General features: G+C 68.6%; 12 protein-coding genes. 6 read left to right on the top strand and 6 right to left on the bottom strand.

Going from position 1 to position 22261, the window contains the following annotated elements; genetic code table 11:
* Positions 1–133: 133 nt before the first annotated feature.
* Entirely contained in the window at positions 134–1624 is a 1491-nt protein-coding gene (gene rpsA, locus ACFV4F_RS08920) for a 30S ribosomal protein S1 (RefSeq protein ID WP_218202410.1), read from the bottom strand.
* 415 nt (positions 1625–2039) lie between these two features.
* On the opposite strand from rpsA, the gene ACFV4F_RS08915 reads away from it, so the two are divergent.
* The gene (locus tag ACFV4F_RS08915) at positions 2040–2894 is read left to right on the top strand and encodes a class I SAM-dependent methyltransferase (protein ID WP_380501127.1); all 855 of its coding nucleotides are present in this window, start codon (positions 2040–2042) and stop codon (positions 2892–2894) included.
* Positions 2895–2896: 2 nt separating this feature from the next.
* Entirely contained in the window at positions 2897–5407 is a 2511-nt protein-coding gene (gene hrpB, locus ACFV4F_RS08910; RefSeq protein WP_380501125.1) for an ATP-dependent helicase HrpB, read from the top strand.
* A gap of 5 nt (positions 5408–5412) precedes the next feature.
* On the opposite strand, the gene ACFV4F_RS08905 is transcribed toward hrpB, so the two are convergent.
* The 3 genes from ACFV4F_RS08905 to ACFV4F_RS08895 are packed head-to-tail and all read right to left on the bottom strand — an operon-like array spanning position 5413 to position 6660.
* Positions 5413–5604, bottom strand: a complete 192-nt coding sequence (locus tag ACFV4F_RS08905) for a DUF397 domain-containing protein (RefSeq protein ID WP_380501123.1) — start codon at positions 5602–5604, stop codon at positions 5413–5415.
* 17 nt (positions 5605–5621) lie between these two features.
* Positions 5622–5753 carry a DUF397 domain-containing protein gene (locus ACFV4F_RS08900; protein ID WP_380501121.1) on the bottom strand — a complete coding sequence of 44 codons (132 nt, stop codon included), beginning with the start codon at positions 5751–5753 and terminating at the stop codon, positions 5622–5624.
* Positions 5716–6660, bottom strand: a complete 945-nt coding sequence (locus ACFV4F_RS08895) for a helix-turn-helix domain-containing protein (RefSeq protein WP_380501119.1) — start codon at positions 6658–6660, stop codon at positions 5716–5718. Before ACFV4F_RS08895 ends, ACFV4F_RS08900 begins: the two co-directional genes overlap by 38 nt.
* A gap of 501 nt (positions 6661–7161) precedes the next feature.
* Here ACFV4F_RS08895 and ACFV4F_RS08890 point away from each other — a divergent pair.
* The gene (locus ACFV4F_RS08890) at positions 7162–7749 is read left to right on the top strand and encodes a hypothetical protein (RefSeq protein WP_380501117.1); all 588 of its coding nucleotides are present in this window, start codon (positions 7162–7164) and stop codon (positions 7747–7749) included.
* A 375-nt stretch (positions 7750–8124) separates the two neighbouring features.
* Here the strand turns inward: ACFV4F_RS08890 and ACFV4F_RS08885 are convergent, their stop codons facing one another.
* The gene (locus ACFV4F_RS08885; RefSeq protein ID WP_380501115.1) at positions 8125–11745 is read right to left on the bottom strand and encodes a ricin-type beta-trefoil lectin domain protein; all 3621 of its coding nucleotides are present in this window, start codon (positions 11743–11745) and stop codon (positions 8125–8127) included.
* A gap of 502 nt (positions 11746–12247) precedes the next feature.
* Between ACFV4F_RS08885 and ACFV4F_RS08880 the strand changes: the two genes are divergently transcribed.
* Together ACFV4F_RS08880 and ACFV4F_RS08875 are read left to right on the top strand one after the other, a co-directional pair.
* On the top strand, positions 12248–19474 hold the full coding sequence (locus ACFV4F_RS08880) for an RHS repeat-associated core domain-containing protein (protein WP_380501113.1): 7227 nt from the start codon (positions 12248–12250) through the stop codon (positions 19472–19474).
* A gap of 3 nt (positions 19475–19477) precedes the next feature.
* Positions 19478–19717: a hypothetical protein gene (locus ACFV4F_RS08875; protein ID WP_380501111.1), complete on the top strand. Its 240-nt coding sequence runs from the start codon at positions 19478–19480 to the stop codon at positions 19715–19717.
* 950 nt (positions 19718–20667) lie between these two features.
* On the opposite strand, the gene ACFV4F_RS08870 is transcribed toward ACFV4F_RS08875, so the two are convergent.
* Positions 20668–21276: a hypothetical protein gene (locus ACFV4F_RS08870; protein ID WP_380501109.1), complete on the bottom strand. Its 609-nt coding sequence runs from the start codon at positions 21274–21276 to the stop codon at positions 20668–20670.
* 221 nt (positions 21277–21497) lie between these two features.
* On the opposite strand from ACFV4F_RS08870, the gene ACFV4F_RS08865 reads away from it, so the two are divergent.
* Positions 21498–22226: an SDR family oxidoreductase gene (locus ACFV4F_RS08865; RefSeq protein WP_380501107.1), complete on the top strand. Its 729-nt coding sequence runs from the start codon at positions 21498–21500 to the stop codon at positions 22224–22226.
* Positions 22227–22261 lie beyond the last annotated feature (35 nt).

The raw sequence follows: 22261 nt of genomic DNA, 5'->3' as shown, positions 1-22261 counted from the left end.
CACCGCCACTCTACAGCACACTCCCCCACCCCGCCCTCATCACACCCCGCCCCGCCGCCGGGCCCCCGCGCGCGGGCCGGGGGCCGGGCGCCCCCCCCCTCCCCTAGCTAGTCGCCAGCGGGAAGCGAGAGCCTCAGCTCTGGCCGCCGGCCAGCTTCTCGCGCAGGGCGGCCAGGGCCTCGTCGGAGGCCAGGGCGCCCGAGCCCTCGTCGCTGCTGGACGAGTAGGAGCCACCGGCGGCGGCGGCAACCGCGTCGCCACCCTCGGCAGCGGCCTCGGCGTCGGCCTCGCGGCTCTTGATGACCTGGGCCTGGTGCTGCTCGAAGCGGGCCTGCGCCTCGGCGTACTGGCGCTCCCACTCCTCACGCTGCTTCTCGAAGCCGGGCAGCCAGTCGTTCGCCTCGGGGTCGAAGCCCTCCGGGTAGATGTAGTTGCCCTGGTCGTCGTACGAGGCGGCCATGCCGTACAGGGTCGGGTCGAACTCGACCTCGGCCGGGTTGGCACCCAGGGCCTCGTTGGCCTGCTTGAGCGACAGGCTGATGCGACGACGCTCGAGGTCGATGTCGATGACCTTGACGAAGATCTCGTCGCCGACCTGGACGACCTGCTCCGGGATCTCGACGTGGCGCTCGGCCAGCTCGGAGATGTGGACCAGACCCTCGATGCCCTCGTCCACGCGGACGAACGCACCGAACGGAACCAGCTTGGTGACCTTGCCGGGGACGACCTGGCCGATCTGGTGCGTGCGGGCGAACTGCTGCCACGGGTCCTCCTGGGTCGCCTTCAGCGACAGGGAGACGCGCTCGCGGTCCATGTCAACGTCGAGAACCTCGACGGTGACCTCCTGGCCGACCTCGACGACCTCGGACGGGTGGTCGATGTGCTTCCAGGACAGCTCGGAGACGTGCACCAGGCCGTCGACGCCACCCAGGTCCACGAAGGCACCGAAGTTGACGATCGAGGAGACGACGCCGGAGCGCACCTGACCCTTCTGGAGGGTGGTGAGGAAGGTCTGGCGGACCTCGCTCTGGGTCTGCTCCAGCCAGGCACGGCGGGACAGGACCACGTTGTTGCGGTTCTTGTCCAGCTCGATGATCTTGGCCTCGAGCTCCTTGCCCACGTAGGGCTGGAGGTCGCGGACGCGGCGCATCTCGACGAGCGAGGCCGGGAGGAAGCCGCGGAGGCCGATGTCGAGGATGAGACCACCCTTGACGACCTCGATGACGGTACCGGTGACGATGCCGTCCTCTTCCTTGATCTTCTCGATCGTGCCCCAGGCACGCTCGTACTGAGCGCGCTTCTTGGACAGGATGAGACGACCCTCCTTGTCCTCCTTCTGGAGAACCAGGGCCTCGATGTTGTCACCGACGGCGACGACCTCGTGCGGGTCAACGTCGTGCTTGATCGAGAGCTCGCGGGACGGGATGACGCCCTCGGTCTTGTAACCGATGTCGAGGAGGACCTCGTCACGGTCGACCTTCACGATGACGCCCTCGACGATGTCGCCATCGTTGAAGTACTTGATGGTCTCGTCGATGGCGGCGAGGAAGGCCTCCGCGTCGCCGATGTCGTTGACCGCGACCTGCGGGGTGGTGCTGAGGGAGGAGTCGGTGGGGCTCGTCATTAGGAAAAGGGCTCCGGTACGGACATGAAAGTCGTAGGTAATGCCACGCGGAGGGCCCGTATCGCTCCCACCGAAAGCCGGACAGCCAAGAACACGGCGCACCGGCCTTCCCGTAGACAACGAGAACCGGCGTCCGTCTTGCGACCGTGGGGTCTTCGACAGATGCGAGCGCGACCTGCTCCGTCCGAGGCGCGCAGGCCCGCAGCGCAACTTGTAGCATACGGGGACGGCCAGGCACGGTCAACGCCAAGAGCGGCAAGACGGTGGAGCCTGGTACGGATCAGGCCATATCCTCCGATTGCGCGCCTGACGGCGGCGCCCGCAGGGGCCCTACTCCCCGGATGCCACCGCCTGGATCCGAGCCCTCTCGGGCCGGCTCGCGGCAGCGGCGCTTCCGCACACCACACCCTACGCGATGGGCATTATCACCGTGGCCACCACCCCCCAGTCCGAGCTCAACGATCTTGACGACGACGGCGACGACGCGGTAAGGCGCCAGGCCGGAGCCGGTGAGAGCAGCCGCGCCAGCCGGCACTGGTGGGACCGCAACGCGGACGAGTACCAGGACGAGCACGGCGAGTTCCTCGGCGACGACCGCTTCACCTGGTGCCCGGAAGGCCTGGACGAGGCCGACGCCCGGCTGCTCGGCGAGGTGGCCGGAAAGGACGTCCTGGAGCTCGGCGCCGGCGCCGCCCAGTGCTCGCGCTGGCTCGCCGGCCGGGGCGCGCGGCCGGTCGCCCTGGACATCTCCTTCCGCCAGCTCCAGCACTCCCGCCGGATCGACCTCGGCCGCGGCGACGCGCCCGTCCCGGTCGTCCAGGCCGACGCCGCCGTGCTGCCCTTCGCCGACGGCTCCTTCGACATCGTCTGCTCCGCCTACGGCGCCGTGCCGTTCAGCGCCGACACCGCGCGCCTGATGCGCGAGGTGCACCGGGTGCTGCGGCCCGGCGGGCGCTGGGTGTTCTCGGTGACCCACCCGATCCGCTGGGCCTTCCCCGACGAGCCGGGCGTCGAGGGCCTCACCGCGACCGCCTCCTACTTCGACCGCACCCCGTACGTCGAGGAGGACGAGCAGGGGCGCGCCAGCTACGTCGAGCACCACCGCACGACCGGCGACCGGGTCCGCGAACTCGTGGGCGCCGGCTTCCGGTTGCTGGACCTGGTCGAGCCGGAGTGGCCGGCCGGCCTGGAGCAGGAGTGGGGCGGCTGGTCCCCGCTGCGCGGGCGGCTGATCCCCGGCACCGCGATCTTCGTGGCCGAGCGGGGCTGACTTTGCATCCTTCGTGGCGGGAACTCCCGGTCCGCACCGCCCTGCCCGCCCTCCACCGCGCGCTGGACGGGCACGGCACCGCCGTCCTCGCGGCGCCGCCCGGCACCGGCAAGACGACGCTGGTGCCGCTGGCGCTGGCGGGGCTGCTCGGTTCCGGTCCTTCTCGACGCGTGCTCGTCGCCGAGCCGCGGCGGCTCGCGGTGCGGGCCGCGGCCCGGCGGATGGCCTGGCTGCTCGGCTCGTCCGTGGGCCGCGAAGTCGGCTACACCGTACGCGGGGAGCGTCGCGTCGGGCCCTCGACGGTCGTGGAGGTCGTCACCACCGGCGTGCTGCTGCAACGGCTTCAGCGCGACCAGGAGCTGCCGGGCGTGGACGTGGTCGTCCTGGACGAGTGCCACGAGCGGCACCTCGACGCCGACACCGCGCTCGCGTTCCTGCTCGACGTCCGGGCGGCGCTGCGGCCGGAGTTGCGGCTGGTCTGCGCCTCGGCCACCTCGGACACCGAAGCCTGGGCCGAACTCCTCGGCGGCGCACCGGTGGTGGAGGCGCACGGCGTCTCACACCCGGTCGACGTCGTGTGGGCACCGCCGCCGCGCGCCGTCCGGCCGGCGCACGGCACGCGGGTCGACCCGGCGCTGCTCGACCACGTCGCGGCGGTGGTGCGGCGGGCGCTAAGCGAGCAGGAGGGGGACGTGCTCTGCTTCCTGCCCGGCGTCGGCGAGATCGCGCGCGTGGCAGGGCAGTTGGGCGGCCTGTCCGTGGACGTCCTGCAACTGCATGGCCGGGCCCCGCAGGCCGTCCAGGATGCCGCGCTCTCCGTCGGGGAACGCCGCCGGGTCGTCCTGGCCACCGCCGTCGCCGAGTCCTCGCTCACCGTGCCCGGCGTCCGCGTTGTCGTTGACGCCGGACTCGCCCGCGAACCGCGCACCGACCACGCCCGCGGCCTGGCCGCCCTCGTCACCGTCCGCGCCTCGCTCGCCGCCGCCCGCCAGCGCGCGGGCCGCGCGGGGCGCGAGGCTCCGGGCACCGTCTACCGGTGTTGGGCGGAGGCCGAGGACGCGCTGGCCGCGCGCTTCCCGACACCCGAGATCGCGCTCGCCGACCTCACCCCGTTCGCTCTGCAGGCCGCCTGCTGGGGCGACCCGGACGCCACGGGCCTCGCCCTGCCCGACCGGCCCCCGGCGGGCGCGATGGCCGCCGCCCGGCAGACGCTCCAGGCGTTGGGCGCCGTGGACGTGGACGGCCGGGCGACGGCGCGCGGCGTCCGGCTGGCCCGGACGGGGCTGCACCCCCGGTTGGGGCGCGCGCTGGTCGACGGTGCCCCCGCAGTCGGTGCGAAGCGTGCGGCCGAGGTGGTCGCGCTGCTGTCCGAGGAGCCGCCGCGGGCACTGGGCGACGACCTGGGCGCGGTGTGGCGGACGGTCCGCTCGTCCAAGGACCCCTACGCCGGCCGCTGGCGCGACGAAGTCCGCCGCTTGGAGCGCGCTGCGGGCGACGAACCCGTCACTCGGCTTCCCGACACGACCGCCGTGGGCCTGGTCGTGGCTCTCGCCTTCCCCGAGCGGATCGCCCGCGCGCGGGTCGAGAAGCCGGCACCCGGCGAGCGCAGCCCCTACCTGATGGCCTCCGGAACGGCCGCCGAGCTGGCCCCCGGCACGACGCTGGGCGCGCTGCCCTGGCTGGCCGTGGCCGTCGCCGACCGCCCGGCAGGCTCACACTCGGCGCGCATCCTGCACGCCGCAGCACTCGACGAGGACACCGCCCGCCTCGCGGGAGCGCCACTGCTCACGACCGCTGAGGAAGTCCACTGGGACACCCGACGAAGCGAGGTAGTCTCCCGCCGGCTCGATTCCCTGGGCGCGATCGAGCTTTCCTCGTCCCCCTTGGACCGCCCCGACCCGCTGCTGGTCCGCACCGCCGTCCTGGAAGGCCTGACCCGAGAGGGCGTCAGCGCGCTCCTGACCTTTCCGTCCCCCGGCCTACGCGAACGCCTGGCCTTCCTGCACACGGCAATCGGCGCGCCCTGGCCCGACGTCTCCGATGCCTCGCTCCTGGAACGCGCCGAGGAGTGGCTGGAACCCGAACTCTCCCGCGCCCGCCGCCGATCCGACCTCGCGAGGATCGATACGACGTCTGCCCTCCAGCGCCTACTCCCCTGGGCCACCGGGGAGGCAGGCCGCCTGGACGAGCTCGCCCCCGAGCGCATCACGGTCCCGTCCGGCTCCAAGATCCGAGTCGACTACAGCGACGAACGCCCAGTACTGGCCGTCAAGTTGCAAGAACTCTTCGGCTGGACGGCCACGCCCGCCCTGGCCGGAGGCCGCGTCCCACTGACCATCCACCTGCTCTCCCCAGCGGGCCGCCCCGCAGCAGTCACAGGAGACCTGGCGTCCTTCTGGCAAACCGGCTACCACGCCGTCCGCTCAGACCTAAGGGGCCGCTACCCCCGCCACCCCTGGCCGGAGGACCCGACGACGGCAGAGCCCACCCGCCGCGCCAACACAAGGAAGTGACGGAGCTACAACTCCGAGAAGTCACCAGCCTGAAGCCCGGAGAGGAAGGAAGCCCAAGCGAGGGCCGGGAAGACGAGCACCGGCCCCTGCGGGTCCTTGGAGTCACGGACCGGCACACCACCGGGGCCCTCGGTTGCCACCTCGATGCAGTCGCCGCCGTTGGTTCCGCTGTAGCTGCTCTTCCGCCACGTCAACACGGCCTGCCCCCAAAGTCCTACATGGGAAAGTCGCCCTCACGGACGGCCGTCACGAAGGCTTCCCACGCAGCGGCCGGGAAAACGAGGGCAGGGCCCTGGGGGTCCTTGGAGTCACGCACGGGGACGAGGCCGGGGAACCCGGGGGCCACCTCGATGCAGTCGCCCCCGTTGCCTCCGCTGTAGCTGCTCTTGCGCCAGACAGTCGTATCGAGCTCGGTCCTCGTCATCCTTGAACCCTTTCAGCGCATCCGCGATCAGCGCGAGCGAGTCGGCCACCGGCAATGCCGCCCCGTGAGCCAGATCATAGCTACGACGATGCGCCGCCACGATCGCCGGATCATCACTGCTATGCCCGCGATCTAGGCTCTCGGAGTACACGCAGGTCCGACCGTCAGGCATCTCCAACATCACCATGGACTTGTCGATGATGGCCTGTCGACACTCGAATGGCGCGACTTGGATGACCACGTTGGGGAGTCGCGCAACAGCCAGCAAATGTTGCATCTGGCGTCGCATGACCCCTGGTCCACCAAAAACAGTTCGAATCGCACTCTCATCCAGGATCACCTGAAGAAGTGGCCCATCCGGGCCAAGGAACCGCTTCTGCCTCGCCAATCGAGCCGCTGTCCGCTCCTCGATCACCTTGGGCTTTCCGGCTGCGTCGCTAATGGCAAACACAGCCTCCGCATACACGCGGCACTGCAACAGCCCGTGGATCACCGCCAGCTGGAAGATCCTCGCGGCCACAGCTTCGGCTTCCATGTCGACGTGACCTTGGAACCAATCCGGATGCTCGACCTGAGCCGTCCAGTCGACCCGCCCGTACAGCCGCTTCAGCAAGTCGCCCGTGCCGTACAGCCGATCGAGCTCCTCGACCTCCTCAGGCGAAGGTTTGCGCTTCCCACCCTCGGTCCGCGAGATCACCGTCCGGTCGCAGTGCAGGAGCTTGCCCACGTCCTCCTGCCGGTAGCCCGCCGCATCGCGGGCGAAGCGGACCTCCTCGCCGAACATGACCGCGGAGCTCGCCGTCGCCGCCCTGGCCTTCCGCTGCGTCATCACTGCCCCCAGTTGTGCACCGCACACCCACACGCCGATCTGGCGTCACCGTACCTCTGCGGCCCCACCGACTAACACCAGAAAGCAATCATTCGCACGCACAGCGTGAGCGCGCACTACCCTCGCGCTCCCTCATCCGCCCCCTGAGGAACTTCGCCATACTCGTCTCCCGCGCCGGTTCCACGCCCCTGGCCCGCCAAGGCCGACACCGGCGAACTCCTCACCACCACCCACACCCCCGACTCCCGCATCAAACCCGTCCTCACCCACTGCCGCACCCAAGCCGCCACCCACAAGAAGTCGACCCCACCGACTTCCTGTGCTCCCCCGCCGCCACCGTCCCGGCCGAAGCCGATCACGGCATGACCGGGCGGAGCACATAATTCGTGGTCGAATCGGGCGAACGTTGGCAGGGTGTGGTGCACGGACTCCCAGTTCAACGATGTCCGAGCCCGCCCACTGACCACGCCCCCGAACGGGCCCGCACCGCTTGGAAACCGCATGACCCACGACCACAACCTCCCCACCCGCTCCGCCCGACAGGAAGCCCTGCTCCTGACGGGCACGGTCGGTGTGGGCAAGACCGCCACCGCCGATCTGCTGGGTGACCTGCTGGCCGACAGGGGCGTGCCGCACGCGGTCATCGACCTCGACCGGCTCTGCCAGGCGTGGCCCGCCCCCGACGGAGACCCGTTCCAGCACCGTCTCCTGCTCGCCAACCTGCGGGCGGTCGCCGGCAACTACCGCGCGGCGGGCGCCCAGCGCCTCGTGCTGGCCGGCGTCGCCGAGAACACCGCCGAACGGAACGCCTATCAGGAGGCCCTGGGCATGCCGCTGAGGGTGTGCCGCCTGACCGCAGACCTCGCCACCGTCCACACCCGACTGCGGACACGGCACGAAACCGATCACGACACGGCCTCCCTGCCCTGGCACCTGCGGCGGGCCGAGGAACTCCACCTCGTCCTGGAAGCGGCCGGGATCTCCGACATCACCGTCGACACCACCGACCTGACACCAGCCCAGGCCGCCTCCGCCGTCCTCGAAGCCACCCACTGGACCGACGCCACCACCACCGACGGACACATCTGACCGTCCGCCCCCGAGCCAGCCAGCCGGGCCGCCCTTCGTCCACGGAGGTGCGATCCCACAGGAAGGCACGACCACGAGCGCCGACACCGCCCTCCGAGCCGACGGTCGGCGCACTCCACAATCAAGCGACACCACACCGACTGCACAGCACGCGCCGAGAGTCGCCCCCACCGACTTCCTGCGCGAGCCCATAGCCGCACCCCCTGCCGAGGTCAACGCAAGGTTGCCGGGTCTGGCAGTCGTGCCGACCGGGCCGATCTGTCCGCTGGAAAAGCAGCGGCGGCTCCATCGGACTCGATCCGGTGGAGCCGCCGCATTCAATCGACTCATTTCCTCAGGGGACCACGGCTCTCGGGATCCCCTGCCTGAACGACCTCAGCTGTTCCGTGCGGGCAGTACCCACTTCTGGGCACCACTGGGAGGGGTGCCGATGGGGTTGCAGTCCCATAGTTCGAGCCGAGCGCCGTTGGTCGTCGTGCCACCGGGGACGTCGACGCAGCGGCCGGAGACGGGGTTGAACAGGGTGCCGTCGGCCCGGGGCTGGAAGATCTGGTTCGGGGATCCGTTGCCACAGGTCCAGATTTCGAGCGGGGTTCCGTTGGCGGTTCCGTTCTGGGTGGCGTCCAGGCAGCCGCCGAGGATGCGCAGGGTGCCGTCAGGCTTGAACGTCCACTGCGCGTTGCTGGCGTTGCAGTCCCAGAGTTGGACGGCCGTGCCCGGGGCGGAGCGCGCGCCGCTGACATCCATGCACTTGCCGGTCTGGGCGGCGAAGGCGATCGGGCCATTGTCGGAGTAGATGCTCAGGACGCTGGCGGGGCCGGGGTTCCAGGTGTAGGAGGGGGTCCCTGCGACGGACGTCAACTGGCCGGTCCAGATCTGGATGACGCCGTTCGGGGTGATACCCCAGAGGGTGGGAGAACCGCTTCCGGTGAGGTCACCGTCCGAGCCGATGACGGGCCAGTTCTTGCTGGTGACATCCCTGCCGATCGTAGTTGGCGGGTTGATCCCGGTGATGGTGGCGTAGGAGGAGGGCGAACTTCCGAATTCGTCGGCGACGGTGACTGTCTTGGCGGTGAACGTGTAGGCGCGCAGTTCGCCTGTGCTCTGGTTGCGTGCCCACAGTCCAGGGTGGCCCAGGCCGGCCCAGTCACCAGGTGAGATCAGGTCCCAGCCCTGCCAGCCGGTGCTGGCGAGCTCGACCGGGGAGCCGAAGATGCCGTTGCTGATGGTGGGGTAGAACCAGAGCGCGGCGTCAGTGCCGTTGGTCTCGGTGGTAAACAGACCGGTGCGGTTCTGGAAGTTCTTGCTCGTGTCCAGGTTGGTGCTGTTGGGGTCGCCGCTGGCGGCGATCCGGAGCACGCCGGACCAGTCGGTGGCGTTGTACTCCTTGCAGGTGGCGATTGTCGGATCGCAGGCGGGCTTGGTCAGCTGGATGGGGGTGTTGATAGTGCCGACCGAGGTGTTATTGCCGGGGTTCTGGTAGTAGTTGAGGACCGTGTCCGTGTCCTTGTGGACGATGAGGTCGTCGACGTTCTTACCGCCACTCAGGCTGCCGCGGTGGGTGATCCGGTAGTTCACTCCCCAGGAGTCGTGGCCAGGGGAGTTCGCCTTCGCCGCGAAGAGCGAGGCCTTGGGCGAAGTAGCGTTTGTGCCGTAGCCGATGTCGTAGGCGCGCAGGTCGCCATTGGGGTCGGCGGCGACGATGTCGGGCAGGGCGTCACCGGTGACGTCGCCGAAGGTCGGGTTCGGGCTGTTCGGGTTCCACGCGGCGTAGAAGGCGTACTGCGCAACCGGGGACAGGTTTCCGGCGTTGTCCTCGGCCTGGACATAGAGGATGTTGGTGCCCCAACGGCCCGCCGTCACCGGAATCTGGCCGCTCGGCATGGAGCTGCCGCACTTCCAGGTGGCGTCGACGAGTTGGGGGTCGAAACTCCAGCGCAGGCAGACCACTCCGGAGGAGTAGCCGCCACTGGGGGCAGGGTCGGTCGCGGTGAAGGGGACGCCGCCGCTCTGGCCGGCGTAGATCTGGGGGGTCTGGCCGTTGCCGCTAGGCGGGAACTGCTTGCTGGTGTCGGCGACGGTGGTAGGGAAGGTGATGGTCGGCGGAGTGAGGTCGACCTTGAAGTAGCAGGTCGTGGTGGCAGCGGACCAGGGGACGCCGTCCAAGCCGTCGGTGGCCATGATGCTGTAGCCGTAGGCGTGGCCGTTCTGGATGACATTGGCGGGGACCTGGTAGCTGGTGGTGCCGCCGCTGTTCACGAATGCGGTATCGCCTTGCGAGACGTCCGCGACGCCGCCAGGGAGGTTGTAGTCCCAGATGTGGTCCCAGCTCTTGACCTGGGCCTGGGCGTTGCTGGTGACGGTGGCGTTGAGCCAGACGGCGTTGTTCTGGGCGGAGCCGGCGCCGAGCCAGGCCCAGTTGTTGGCGTTGCCGTCACCACAGGACTGGTTGGCCCCGCCGGGCACCACGGTCGTCGGGGCGGGCCACACCGCCGGGTTGGTCGGGGTGTTGGGGATGCGGTCGTACTCGACGTACAGCGACGGCTGGTAGGTGAACCGCTTGAAGGCGTACTGGTTGCTCTCGTCGCCGTAGAGGCCGAAGGTCAGCTGTCCGCTGTTGGTGTTCTGCTGGAGCGCAGCGGTGACGGTGAATGCGAACGGCACGTTGTCGTAGCAGCCGGTGTGGCCGGAGCCGCCAACTGGCACCGGGCCGAACGAGCCGCTTGTCGCCGAGGGCTGGTTGGACCAGGTCGTGCCGTTGGCGATCGCACCGGTGACGTACAGGTTGAGGTTGTACGTCGTGCCGCAGTCGAAGTTGGCGGAGACGTACTCCTGAAGGTTCATCGTCGCGTAGTGGACGACCGTCCCGCCGAGCGCGCTGATGTCGAACTGGTAGAAGCTGCGCTCGATGTCGGAGGGGATGCAGCTGCCGCCGTTGGGGTAGGTGCCGCAGACGCCGACGCCCGGGTGGTCGCTGTCCTTGCTGCCCTGGGCTAGCCAGTTGTTGGAGCCGTCGTGCTGCGACTGGACCCAGGTCCAGGCGTTGGCCGACGTGCTCCAGGGCAGGAAGGCGGGGTCGATGTAGTAGGGCGCGGTGCCGTGGGCCAGGAGGTCCTGGTCGGGCGTGAGGTCGATCCCGGTGGCGCCGGCCTTGACCGGCATCTCGGAGACCTTGGAGCCCGCGCCGGGCCCGGCGTCGGTGCCGTTCGGACCGGCCTTGCTCGGATCTGCCGGAGTATCGGCGGGCGCCGGGCCATCGGCAGCGGGCGCCGCCATGAACATCATGGCGGCCTTCACCGCAGGGGCCGCGGAAGGGGCAGGCGCCGCGGGTGTGGTCGTGCTGTCCCACATCTGCGGGGTGCGCGCGGTCCAGCGGGGCTTGCCGTCGGCGGCGGTGGCGGTGATGTTGCCCTTGGCGTCACTGCTGACGGTGACGCCGTCGGCCGTGGTGTCGAAGTGCAGGTTCTTGAGAACCGGGTTGGCGGCGGCGGTCTGGGTCTTGACGACCAGAACGGTCGAGAGGCCGCCGAGCTTGGTGGCAGTGACCTTGAGGTCGATGTCGGGGGCGACGGACGGGTAGACCACGCTGTCGCCGCTGACGGTGGGTGCGGTGAGGGCGAACGGCGCGGTGAGGGCGAGCTTCTTGCCGTCCGCGCTGGTCATGGTGGCCAGCGGCCCGTTTCCGCCCTTGGACAGCGTCAGCTGGCCTGCTGCGGACTTGGGGGAGAACGTGCCGTCCTGGTTGGCCGCGAGGGTGGCGTCCAGCCCCTGCCAGGCACCGTTGCGCTTGACGCGCTGCTGGTCCGGGTGGCTGGTGAGCGCCAGATGACCCTGGGGGGTGGCGACGGTCTCGCTGAACTCGGTGGTGAGCGAGTCGATCGGGACGTTCTTGCCGGTGGCCTTGGCCTGGGCGATCGCCGTCTCGGTGGCGTTCGCGGGCGGGCGCTCCTGCGTCATCTTCGCGGTCGCGGCATCGATCGCGGCCTGGGGCGGCACCTGCGGAGTGTCCGCCAAGGCTGGGCCTACCGGGCCCGCTAGCGCGGCAGTGAGAACCAGGACCGCGGTTGCGGCCAACATGCTGGACTTCGCACCGTTTGGGCGGCGCTTTCTGGTCAAGACGGGAATCTCCCCCCAACGAGTTCGGAACGACCTGTGTCACCGCAGGTCAGCAGCACACCGTGGACGGCAGTCGGGCGAGTCAGCAAATTGTTTCCAGGAATGAATGTCTGGATTTACCACACAATAGTCACCTTCAACCCTCCTGTGATTGTCCTCACTTCGCGATGCAACTTGACCGGATGTCAGTGCAGCTCGCTAGCATCCGGCGGTTCGGATACAGGACATGACCCTCCGAATGCGGGGGCCGAAATGTGGGGGTAAATAGGTGCTATTCAGACGACCATCAAGTTTTGAGAGGGAAAGGGGCGGAACGGGCAGGCTGAGGAGCCGGCTCGCGGCCGTCACGACGGCCGCGGTCCTCGGTTCGCTCCTGGCCCCCGTGCCGTTCGCGGTAGCGGCGGACGGGCCGGACTACTCGCGCAAGTGGTCCCCGCCGAACACGGCCCTGCCGAAGACGGCCTCCGTCTCCGGTCAGAACGTCACACCGGTCCCGGCCCGGAAGCCGGAGCACCCGGTACCGCCGACGTGGACTCCGCCGAAGGGGCTGCAGGCGCTTCCGAGTGGCCACGCCTCGGTGACGCTCGGAACCGCGCCTGAGGCGAAGGCACTCGGAGCGGGTGAGAGTCCGCAGGCCGGTGCCGAGGCGAAGGCCTCGGGACTTCCGGTCACGGTCGCGCCGCTGGCGGGCTCGTCGGCTGCGGGCCAGACGATCCAGGTCGACGTCGCGGACGCCAAGTCCACCGCGGCCGCCGGCATTCCGGGTGTGGCGCTGACCCTCACGCGTCCTGGTGCGGGCGATGACGCGCCAGTACGCCTGGGTGTCGATGCCTCGAGCCTGGACACGGCGTTCGGCGCGGACTGGGCCGCTCGGGCCCACCTGGTGGTCCTGCCGGCCTGCGCGACGACGACGCCGAAGTCCCCGGACTGCCAGAAGCAGACACCCCTCGACTCGCACTACGACCCGGCGACGAAGAAGCTCGTCGCCGACGTCCCGCTGACCGGGACGGGAATCGCCAAGTCCGCAACCATCAAGGCCTCGGCCCCCGTGGCCGACGGCGCGGTCCGGGCCGTGTACGCCGGCGACACCACGACGTCGACCACGGTCGCCGTGGTGTCGGGCTCCTCCAGCGGCGCGGGCACCTACGCGGCGACCCCGCTCGCGCCCTCGCAGGCCTGGACCGGCGGCGCGGCGTCGGGCGCGTTCACGTACGGCTATCCGATCCAGGCGCCGCCGGCGCTGGCGGGCTCGGGTCCGAAGGTGGCGCTGTCGTACGACTCGTCGTCGGTGGACGGCAAGACCTCGTCGACGAACTCGCAGGCTTCCTGGATCGGTGACGGCTGGGACTACAGCCCGGGCTTCGTCGAGCGGTCCTTCAAGCCCTGTTCGCTGGACGGGATCGCAGGCTCCGGCGACCAGTGCTGGGGCGGCGCCAACATGGCCCTGTCGCTGGGCGGCCACTCCGGCCAGCTGGTGCCGGACGACGCGTCCTGCCAGTCCGGCGCGCCCGCCGCGATGGAGCAGGCCGCCTGCACCTGGCGGCTCAAGAACGACGACGGCACGAAGATCCAGTTCCTGACCGGCGCGACCAACGGCACCTGGAACGGTTCCTACATCAAGGTCACCGACACCGGTGGCACGGTGTACTACTTCGGCCTGAACCACGTCCCGGACGCGAACGGCAACCCGACCACGCTCGGCGCGGACAGCGGCTCGGCGTGGACCGTCCCGGTCTTCTCCCCCAACAGCGGGGACCCGTGCTACGACCCGGCCAAGGGCCAGGGCTCGTGGTGCCAGACCGCGTGGCGCTGGAACCTCGATTTCACGGTCGACCCGCACGGCAACCTGGTCACCAACACCTACACCCCCGAGACGAACTACTACTCACTCGGCGGCGGTCAGGGGAACGGGACCAGCACCGTCTACACCCGTAGTGGCGTGCCCTCTTCGATCGGCTACGGCCAGCTGCTGTCGGACCAGCTGAACAACGGCGGCACGTACAACCCCGCCGCGAAGATCGTCTTCAATACCGCCGAGCGGTGCGATCCCTCCAGCGGGGTCTGCGACCCGTCACAACGCACCGCGGCCAACGCGCCGAACTGGCCGGACGTCCCGCTCGACCAGCAGTGCGACGCCACCAGCGGGTGCACCAACTACGGGCCGACGTTCTGGACCACCAAGTGGCTGTCGTCGATCGTCACCCAGGTCCGGGTCAACGGCACCTACCAGACGGTCGACTCGTACGCGCTGAACCACACGTTCGTCAACGCGCAGAACCCGACCGAGAATACGAAGGTTCCGTGGCTGGCCTCGGTCCAGCGCACCGGTCAGGACACCCAGGCCTCCGGGACGCCGGTCCCGCTGCAGCCGGTGTCCTTCACTCCGATGTTGCTGCCCAACCGGGTGGACGGCACGAACCTGGTGCCCGCACCGCCAGCCTACAACCGGCCGCGCATCCAGATGATCACCACGGAGACCGGCGGGACCATCGGCGTCAACTACGCTCCCGCCGACTGCTCTCGGGTGAACAACGTCATGCCGGCCTCCGCCGACAGTGACACGCTTTCCTGCTACAACGTGAAGTGGAACCCGCCGGGTTCGGCTGCCGGGGCGACCCCCGTGGACGACTGGTTCCAGAAGTACCCGGTCGCCACCGTCACTACGAACCCTGGCACCCCGGGCTCGACGCCGATGGTGACCAGCTACAGCTACGGCAAGGCGGCCTGGCACCGCAACGACTCGGCCACGACCCGCGACAACGCTCGCACCTGGGACCAGTTCCGCGGCTACGCGAGCGTCACCGCCATCACCGGGAGCGGCAACGACGGCCCCAAGTCCCAGAGTTCCACCACCTACTACCAGGGCATGGACGGTGACGTCCTCGCAAGCGGAACCACACGCAGTGTCTCGGTCGCGGGCCCGATGAGCGGTCAGGTCACCGACTCCGACTGGCTCTCCGGCGAGACCCTGGAGTCCGACACCTACGCGCAGGCCGGCGGCAGCGTCGTCGGCTACTCGGTCAGCACCTCCAGTGGTCCTGTGCCCACGGCGACGCACAGCCAGGGCAGCAGCATGCCTGCGCTCACGGCCCGCTACAACTTCACCGGCGCGGTCACCACCTCCCGGTCGTTGAAGTCCGACGGCACGTGGGGGACGGTCGCCAAGACCGTCACGAGCGATCCGGCGCACGGGAACCGGCTCCTGACCTCGCTGGAGACCGCCGACGGCCTGCCGGACATCTGCGCCCGCACCAACTACGCGGCCGGCTCCGACCCGCAGGTCCAGGTGCTCCCGTCCGAGGTGATCGCGGTCTCGGGCAGCAACGCCTGCACCGCTACACCGACGGCTGCCAACACCGTCTCCTGGGCCAGGACGGCCTACGACGGTCAGGGCGTCGGCCAGCTGGGCACGGCGCACGACGCGACGACGACGTTCGCGCTCGACCACTACGACGCCTCGGGCAACGCCCAGTTCACTTCGGTGAACCAGGCCTATGACGGCTACGGCCGACTGGTCAGCGTGACCGACCCCGACGCCACCGACAGCGCGCACCCGGGTGGCGCCACCACGACAACCGCGTACACCGCGTCGACCGCCGGTGAGCTGCCGGGCACCGTCAGCGTCACCACCCCGGCCCCGGCCGGCGCCAGTGACACCGCCACCGGTCGCACCACCACGACCACGCTGGATACGGCCCGCGCCCTCACCATAAAGACCACCGACCCGAACGGCCGCGCGGCTACCAAGGCCTACGACGCCCTCGGACGGGTCACCAGCGTCTGGGCCCCCGGGCGCGCGACCACGGCCAGCGCCAGCGCCACAGTCGCGTATTCGACGCCGGGCATGGTCAACGGCAACGCCGTACCGCCGACCGTGACCAGCTCCACGCTGCTGGCGAACGGGAAGTCGTACGCCGTCGGCATCCAGATCATGGACGGCATGGGCAGGGTGGTTCAGACCCAGTCGACCCCGGCTCATTCGGCCTACACCGGCCGGTTGATCACCGACACCGTGTACGACTCGCAGGGCCGTGTCACCAGGTCCAACAGCCCCTGGTACAACAACGACTCGGCGCCTTCCACCACGCTGTTCCAGACCACGACGCAGAAGGTCCCGGCCCAGACGTACAACGTCTACGACGGGCTCGGCCGCCCGGTGACGCAACAGTTCGTCGCCTACGGCGTGACCCAGAACACCACCACTACGGCGTACCCCGGTGCGGACCGGACCGATACCACTCCGCCGGCAGGCACGACGCCCACGTCCGTCGTCACCGACGTACACGGACACACCGCCCAGCTGTGGCAGTACAAGACGGCGACCGCCACCGGAAACCCGGCCGACGCGGACGTCACCTCGTACTCCTACACGGCGGCCGGCCAGCTCGCCTCGCACAAGGACGCGGCCGGAAACACCTGGACCCGCGGGTACGACCTGCGCGGCCGTGAGGTCACCGCCACCGACCCGGACACCGGGACCAGCACCAAGACCTACGACACCGATGGCCGGCTCGCCTCCACCGCGGACGCACGCGGCCAGACCGTCGCCTACACGTACGACCTGCTCGGCCGCCCGACCGGCTCCTACGCCGGTTCGGTCGCACCGGCCAACCAGCTGACCGGCTCCACCTACGACACGGTCCTCCCGGGCCTGCCCGCCACGTCGACCCGCTACGTGGGTGGCGCCTCCGGCAGCGCCTACACCAGTTCGGTCCTGTCCTACGACACCGCCTACCACCCGACCAAGACCACCATCACGATCCCCGGCACCGAGATCGGCCAGGGCACCACCCCGTTCACCTACACCTACCAGGCGAGATTCGACCCGATCACCGGCGCCGTCGCCGCCGACAACCGCTCGGCTGTCGGCGACATCGCCCAGGAGACGATCAACTACACCTACGAGACCAACGGTCTGCTGAGCAGCTTCGGTGCCTTCGGCGGCGCGACCTATGACGTGTCCTCGGACTGGGACGCCTACGGGCGCAGCACCCGCGCCACGGTGAATCCGTGGGGCACCCAGATCGTCGTGACCAACACCTACGACGAGTCCACCGGCCGCCCGCTGTCGCAGTTCGTCGACAAGCAGACCGCCGCCACCGGCGCTGTCCAGCAGGTCACGTACGCCTACAACGCCGCCGGGCGGATGACGGCGGTCCGCAACATCCCGAACAACATCCCGTCGTCCACCGACCTCCAGTGCTTCAACTACGACTACCTCGGCCGGCTCACCAACTCCTGGACCGACACCGGCACGCTCACCCAGGCTCCGCAGCCGACGGTGGGAGGCATCGGCTCCTGCGCCAACTCAACGCCGACCAGCGGCGTCCAGGCCCCGCTGAAGACCACCGTCGGGGGGCCTGCCGCGTACTGGCAGAGCTACGGCTACGACCTCACGGGCAACCGCACCCAGCTCGTCCAGCACGACCCGTCCGGTGACACCACCAAGGACACCACCACCAACCAGACCTTCCCGGCCACCGGCACCGTCAACACCCCCACCACCGCGCCCAACACCGGTGGCGGAACCGGCGGTCCGCACGCCCTGACCACCACCAACACCACCTCGCCGAACGGCACCAGCGCCTCCAGCGCCCAGTACGACGCGGCGGGCAACACCACCGCCGTCACCGACACCTCCGGCACCGCCGCCCTGACGTGGAACGGCGAAGACAAACTCGCCTCCTACGCCAAGACCGGCACCGCCGGACCGACCACCTACCTGTACGACGCGTCCGGCAACCAGCTCATCCGCCGCGACCCCGGCAAGACCACCATCAACCTGGGCGGCGACGAACTCGTCTACAACGGCAGCACCGTCACCGGCGTCCGCTACTACCAGATCCCCGGAGGCGTGACCCTGGTCCGCCAGGGAGGCACCAGCACCTACCAGATCGCCGACCCGCACGGCACCGGCAACCTGGCCCTGGACGGCACCACCCTCGCCGAATCCCGCCGCCCGTCCGACCCGTTCGGCAACCCCCGCGGAACCCAGCCCACCACCTGGGCCGGCGACCACGGCTTCGTCGGCGGCACCAAGGACGACGCGACGGGTCTGACCAACCTCGGCGCTCGCGAATACCAGCCAACCACCGGCCGCTTCCTCAACCCGGACCCTCTGCTCGACACGGGCGACCCGCAACAGTGGAACGCCTACGCCTACAGCAACAACGACCCGCAGAACCTCAGCGACCCCAGCGGCCTCAAGGCCGAGGAATGCGGCCAGCTGTACGACTGCCACGGCGGCACCATCACCCTCAACAATACCGCCGAAACCAGCAGCTACGTCCAGAGCGACGTCCAGCGCCGGTACTACGAAACCTTCAAGGACGACACCCAGAACGTCACCAACCAGTGGGTCAAGGCCCAGATCACCAAGCACCCCGGTGTATCGAAGCCCATGGCGGTCATCCACGACGAGAGCGAGTTCTACAAGGGCTTCAAACACGCCGTCAAGGGTGCCGTCGAGAGCGTTACCCAGTCATACAAGGACGCCAAGGGTTGCGTGACCGGGGACGGGAAGGCTTGTAAGTCGTTCGCTGTCGATGTTTTCAATTCAGTCCCGGTTGTGGCGGCAATCAAGAACGACATGGGACTGCTCGACACCGCCAGGCAGATGGTCGACCAGGTCAAAAACGGCCAGGGCGAGTACACGGCCGGAGAAATCACTGGCTTGATCCTTATAGCAATGGTAGCGCACAAGGTCGGCGAGAGATTCGAAGGAGCAAGCGGCCCCTGTAAGAACAGCTTCCCACCCGATACACCAGTACTGATGGCCGACGGAACCACCAAGGCCATCGGCGACATCAAGCCCGACGATACCGTCACGGCCACCGACCCTCAGACCGGCAAGACCTCACCCGAACCGGTCACCGCCAAAATCGTCACCCCCGACGACACCCAGTTCACCGAACTGACCCTCTCCACCTCCACGGGGAAGACTTCCCCGCAGGCAAACACGACTCTGGTCTCCACCGCCCACCACCCGTACTGGGACGAAACGGCCAAGACCTGGGCCGACGCCCAGGACCTGGAGGTCGGCCACCAACTCGAAACCCCGGACCATGGCCTGGTCGTCCTGCTCGCAACCCGCACCTACATCACAGCACCCCAGGCCGCCCACAACCTGACCGTCGCGAACCTCCACACATACTATGTGCTGGCAGGCTCGACGCCGGTCCTTGTGCATAACTGTGGCGACAACCTTCCAGAAGGTGTCACGGTCGAGCACGCCGACAACTCAATAACCATCGCCCATTCTGACAGCGGCTCGATGACCATTGCGCTGCTAGACGATCAGGGAAAGTTGACACTGGGAATGGATAGACTCCCGGGCTCGCCGCTTTCTGGTAAGCAAATGTTTGGCATGGTGATGGATCATTTTGGCGATCGAGTTCAGAGCATCGAGGGAAACTGGTCATACGGAGACAACTTGAAGGCGTTCAATTCGCTGGTGGCCGGCGGGACGCCCTTGAAGTCGGCGGCGAGATCCACGTGGACCGGGCAGCGGGCCGCCGAATATGGCTTCACTAGCGCGAGAATAACGCGCGCAATACCAAGCCTGGATGGCGACTATGCGGCGGTTTCGGCACAATTCTGGAGGCCATAGAGCATGACACAGAACGACTGGATTTCGGAGTTGCGGAACCTATCTGAACTTGGGATGGATATTGTTCAGATTGCCGAGTACATGCGCGAGAACCACGGGGAGTTCCAGGAGCGATCACTTGCCATTTTGAATGAATATCGCATTGCATTCAATCTATCGATTCGGCAAATGCAAGACATTGGCGGCTGGTACGAGGGCGGGATTTCGTCCGACATCCTGCGCCGCGAGGTGCAGCTCGGCTAATTAAGGAATTCCCGGGCGCCATGAATCGGCCAAACATTCTGCGCGAGTTTGATATGCCAGTCGAAGTCGCCGTTTGATGAAGGGTGCCTTTTGGGGCCTCGATGGACTACTGGTCGATCGAAGCCCCTAAAGGTATTTGGACTGTTATGCCAGTTCGACCTAAAGGCTGATTCAAGGCTCCGGCGAGTACGTAAACGTGCTGGGTGGCGATATGACGGGCGCCCGGCAGCTGCTGACTTAACAGCCCAGACTTAAGGGCCGATGGCCCTCGAGGCTGGGGCGCCACCGAGACGGTCACCCACAACCTCTCCGCCACTGACCTCCACACGTACTATGTGCTGGCGGGCACTGCGCCGATACTTGTGCACAACTGCGGCGGCTCGGTCAAGGGTCACTCGGAGACCTGTTCATGTGACCCGCGGCATAGGCTATCGCCAGAGGCCCGATCCCCTAATGGAGCTACGGGTGGCTTATGATCCGCGCAGATGATGCCGGGTGGCGCGCAATGTAATGGAGAGGCCTCGGTTGGTATTTCAACGAGGCCTCTCCATTTGCAAACTTTTAAATATGGATCACAGGCCAATTCGGTCCGCGGTCTAGCGCGGCGCTCGGATGGCGTTGATGTCCCGACCGGGCCGGGCACTTCCCGAGGGCACGTCATGGTAATCGAGGATGATCACAAATTCACCGCCCTGCCCACCGGCAACATGGCTGCGGTGCGCCGGGGATGGAAGCCGGAGGGCATGGGGTGTACATTATCTCTTGTGATCTCTGGGGTTTCCTGGAGGACCTGGGAGGAAAATTGACTAACTCAATTGCGCATCGCTGATGGGGCGAGGGCGGATCTAATTGAGTTAAACGGCGATGGCTCGATCGGAAGGAATTCAGATCGAGAGTTCGATGCAAACCATGCTTGGCGCGAACCGTGCTCTCGCCCCCGAGTTCCCGTCTCAGTGCACGGAGCCCGGTGTGAACGTCGGAGCCGGGGGGCGCGGGATCGGGATGCCGGTCTGGACCGGGCCGCAGACCATGACCTGGGCGGCCCCGCGCGGGTAGCAGTCGCCAGAGCCGGGCTGCGGGGTCGTCGAGCAGACGGTGCAGGGCACGGGCGGGATGGTGTGGGGGTCCTGGGCGGCCGGGGGCTTCGGGTCCTGGGGCTTCGGCTTCGGTGCGGGGGTGTCGGCCGTCCTGGGGTGCGCTGCCGGGGTGCTCGTCGGCTTCTTCGCGGCGGGGGCCGGAGCGTCGCTCGTGGGTTCCGCCGTGGGGGTCGCCGTCTCCGTGGCGGACGGCTGCGGCGACGGTGGCGCCTCGGTCGGACTCGGCGTCGGCGTGGCTGCCACCGTGGCCGTCACAGTCGGGACAGCAGTCGGGACGGCAGTCGGGACAGCAGTCGGGCTCGCGCTCGCGGTCGCCACGGCCGTCGGCGTCACGCCGTCCGCACCGGACAGCGCCCACACCGAGCCGCCGACGAGCAGCAGCGCCACCGCCGCGGCAGCCGGAATCACCAACCGGGGCCGCTGGTACCACTTCTGCCCCGCGCCCTCGTCCACCTCGGCCAACGCCCGCTCCCCCGCCCTGCGCCGCGCCCTTCGCGCAGCGAACCGAGCAGATCGTAGCGGCGGGCCAGGACCGTCATCGACGCCCCCGGTCTCCCCCGGCGAGGGGATGGCTCCGGCCGTCCAGGAGGATGTGACACCGCTGTGCGTCGGCAAGCCTGGACGCATGGCCGGCAGGAACTGCCGCCACCGCGACACCCGAACCACCAGCCAGGAGCACTGACATGAGATTCGACGACCACCGGGTGGTCATCACCGCTGCCGGCCGCGATTTCGGGCGTACCTTGGCCATTCGTCTCGCGGACCTGGGCGCCGAGGTGTTCCTGTCCGCGCGCACTCTCGCCGCCGCCGAGCGGGTCCGCGACGAGATCCGTGACCGCGGGCACCAGCGCGTGCACGCCTTCGCCTGCGACCTGACGGACCCCGCCTCGATCCGCGGCTTCGCTGCCGGAGTCGGCCGGCACACCGACCACGTCGACGTGCTGATCAACAACGGCTCCCGCTACCTCGAAGGCCCGGACCTCCTGTCCGCCTCCGATGGCGAGGTCGTCGACACGATCGCCTCCGGCGCCACCGGCACCGTCCTGACCGTGAAGAGCTTCCTCCCCCTCCTGCTCAACTCGGACAAGCCGGATGTGGTGACCATGGTCTCCGCCTGCGGCACTGCGGGGCATCACCGGTCGGACGCGCATGACGCCTTCTACGCGGCCAAGAGCGCCCAGGCAGGGTTCGTCGACATCCTCTCCAAGCGCCTGCGGCCCCAGGGGGTTCGGGTGATCTCCCTCTACCCTCCCGACTTCGCCAACCCCGACCCCCTCGCCGAGGAGTGGGAGACCACACCGCGCGGGGCCGAGGACGCCCTCACCGCACAATCCCTCGTGCAGTGCGTCCTCTTCGCGGTCGGCCAGCCCCGCGACTGCTTCATCAAGGCGTTCCACTTCGAGCAGGTCTGAAGCGGGATCTCCTCCGAGCCCAAAACCGGTGGGCC

Source organism: Kitasatospora sp. NPDC059722 (assembly GCF_042733235.1).
Taxonomy (GTDB): domain Bacteria; phylum Actinomycetota; class Actinomycetes; order Streptomycetales; family Streptomycetaceae; genus Kitasatospora.
The sequence above is the reverse complement of the archived record's forward strand: the minus strand, read 5'-3'. Positions and strand labels throughout refer to the sequence as shown.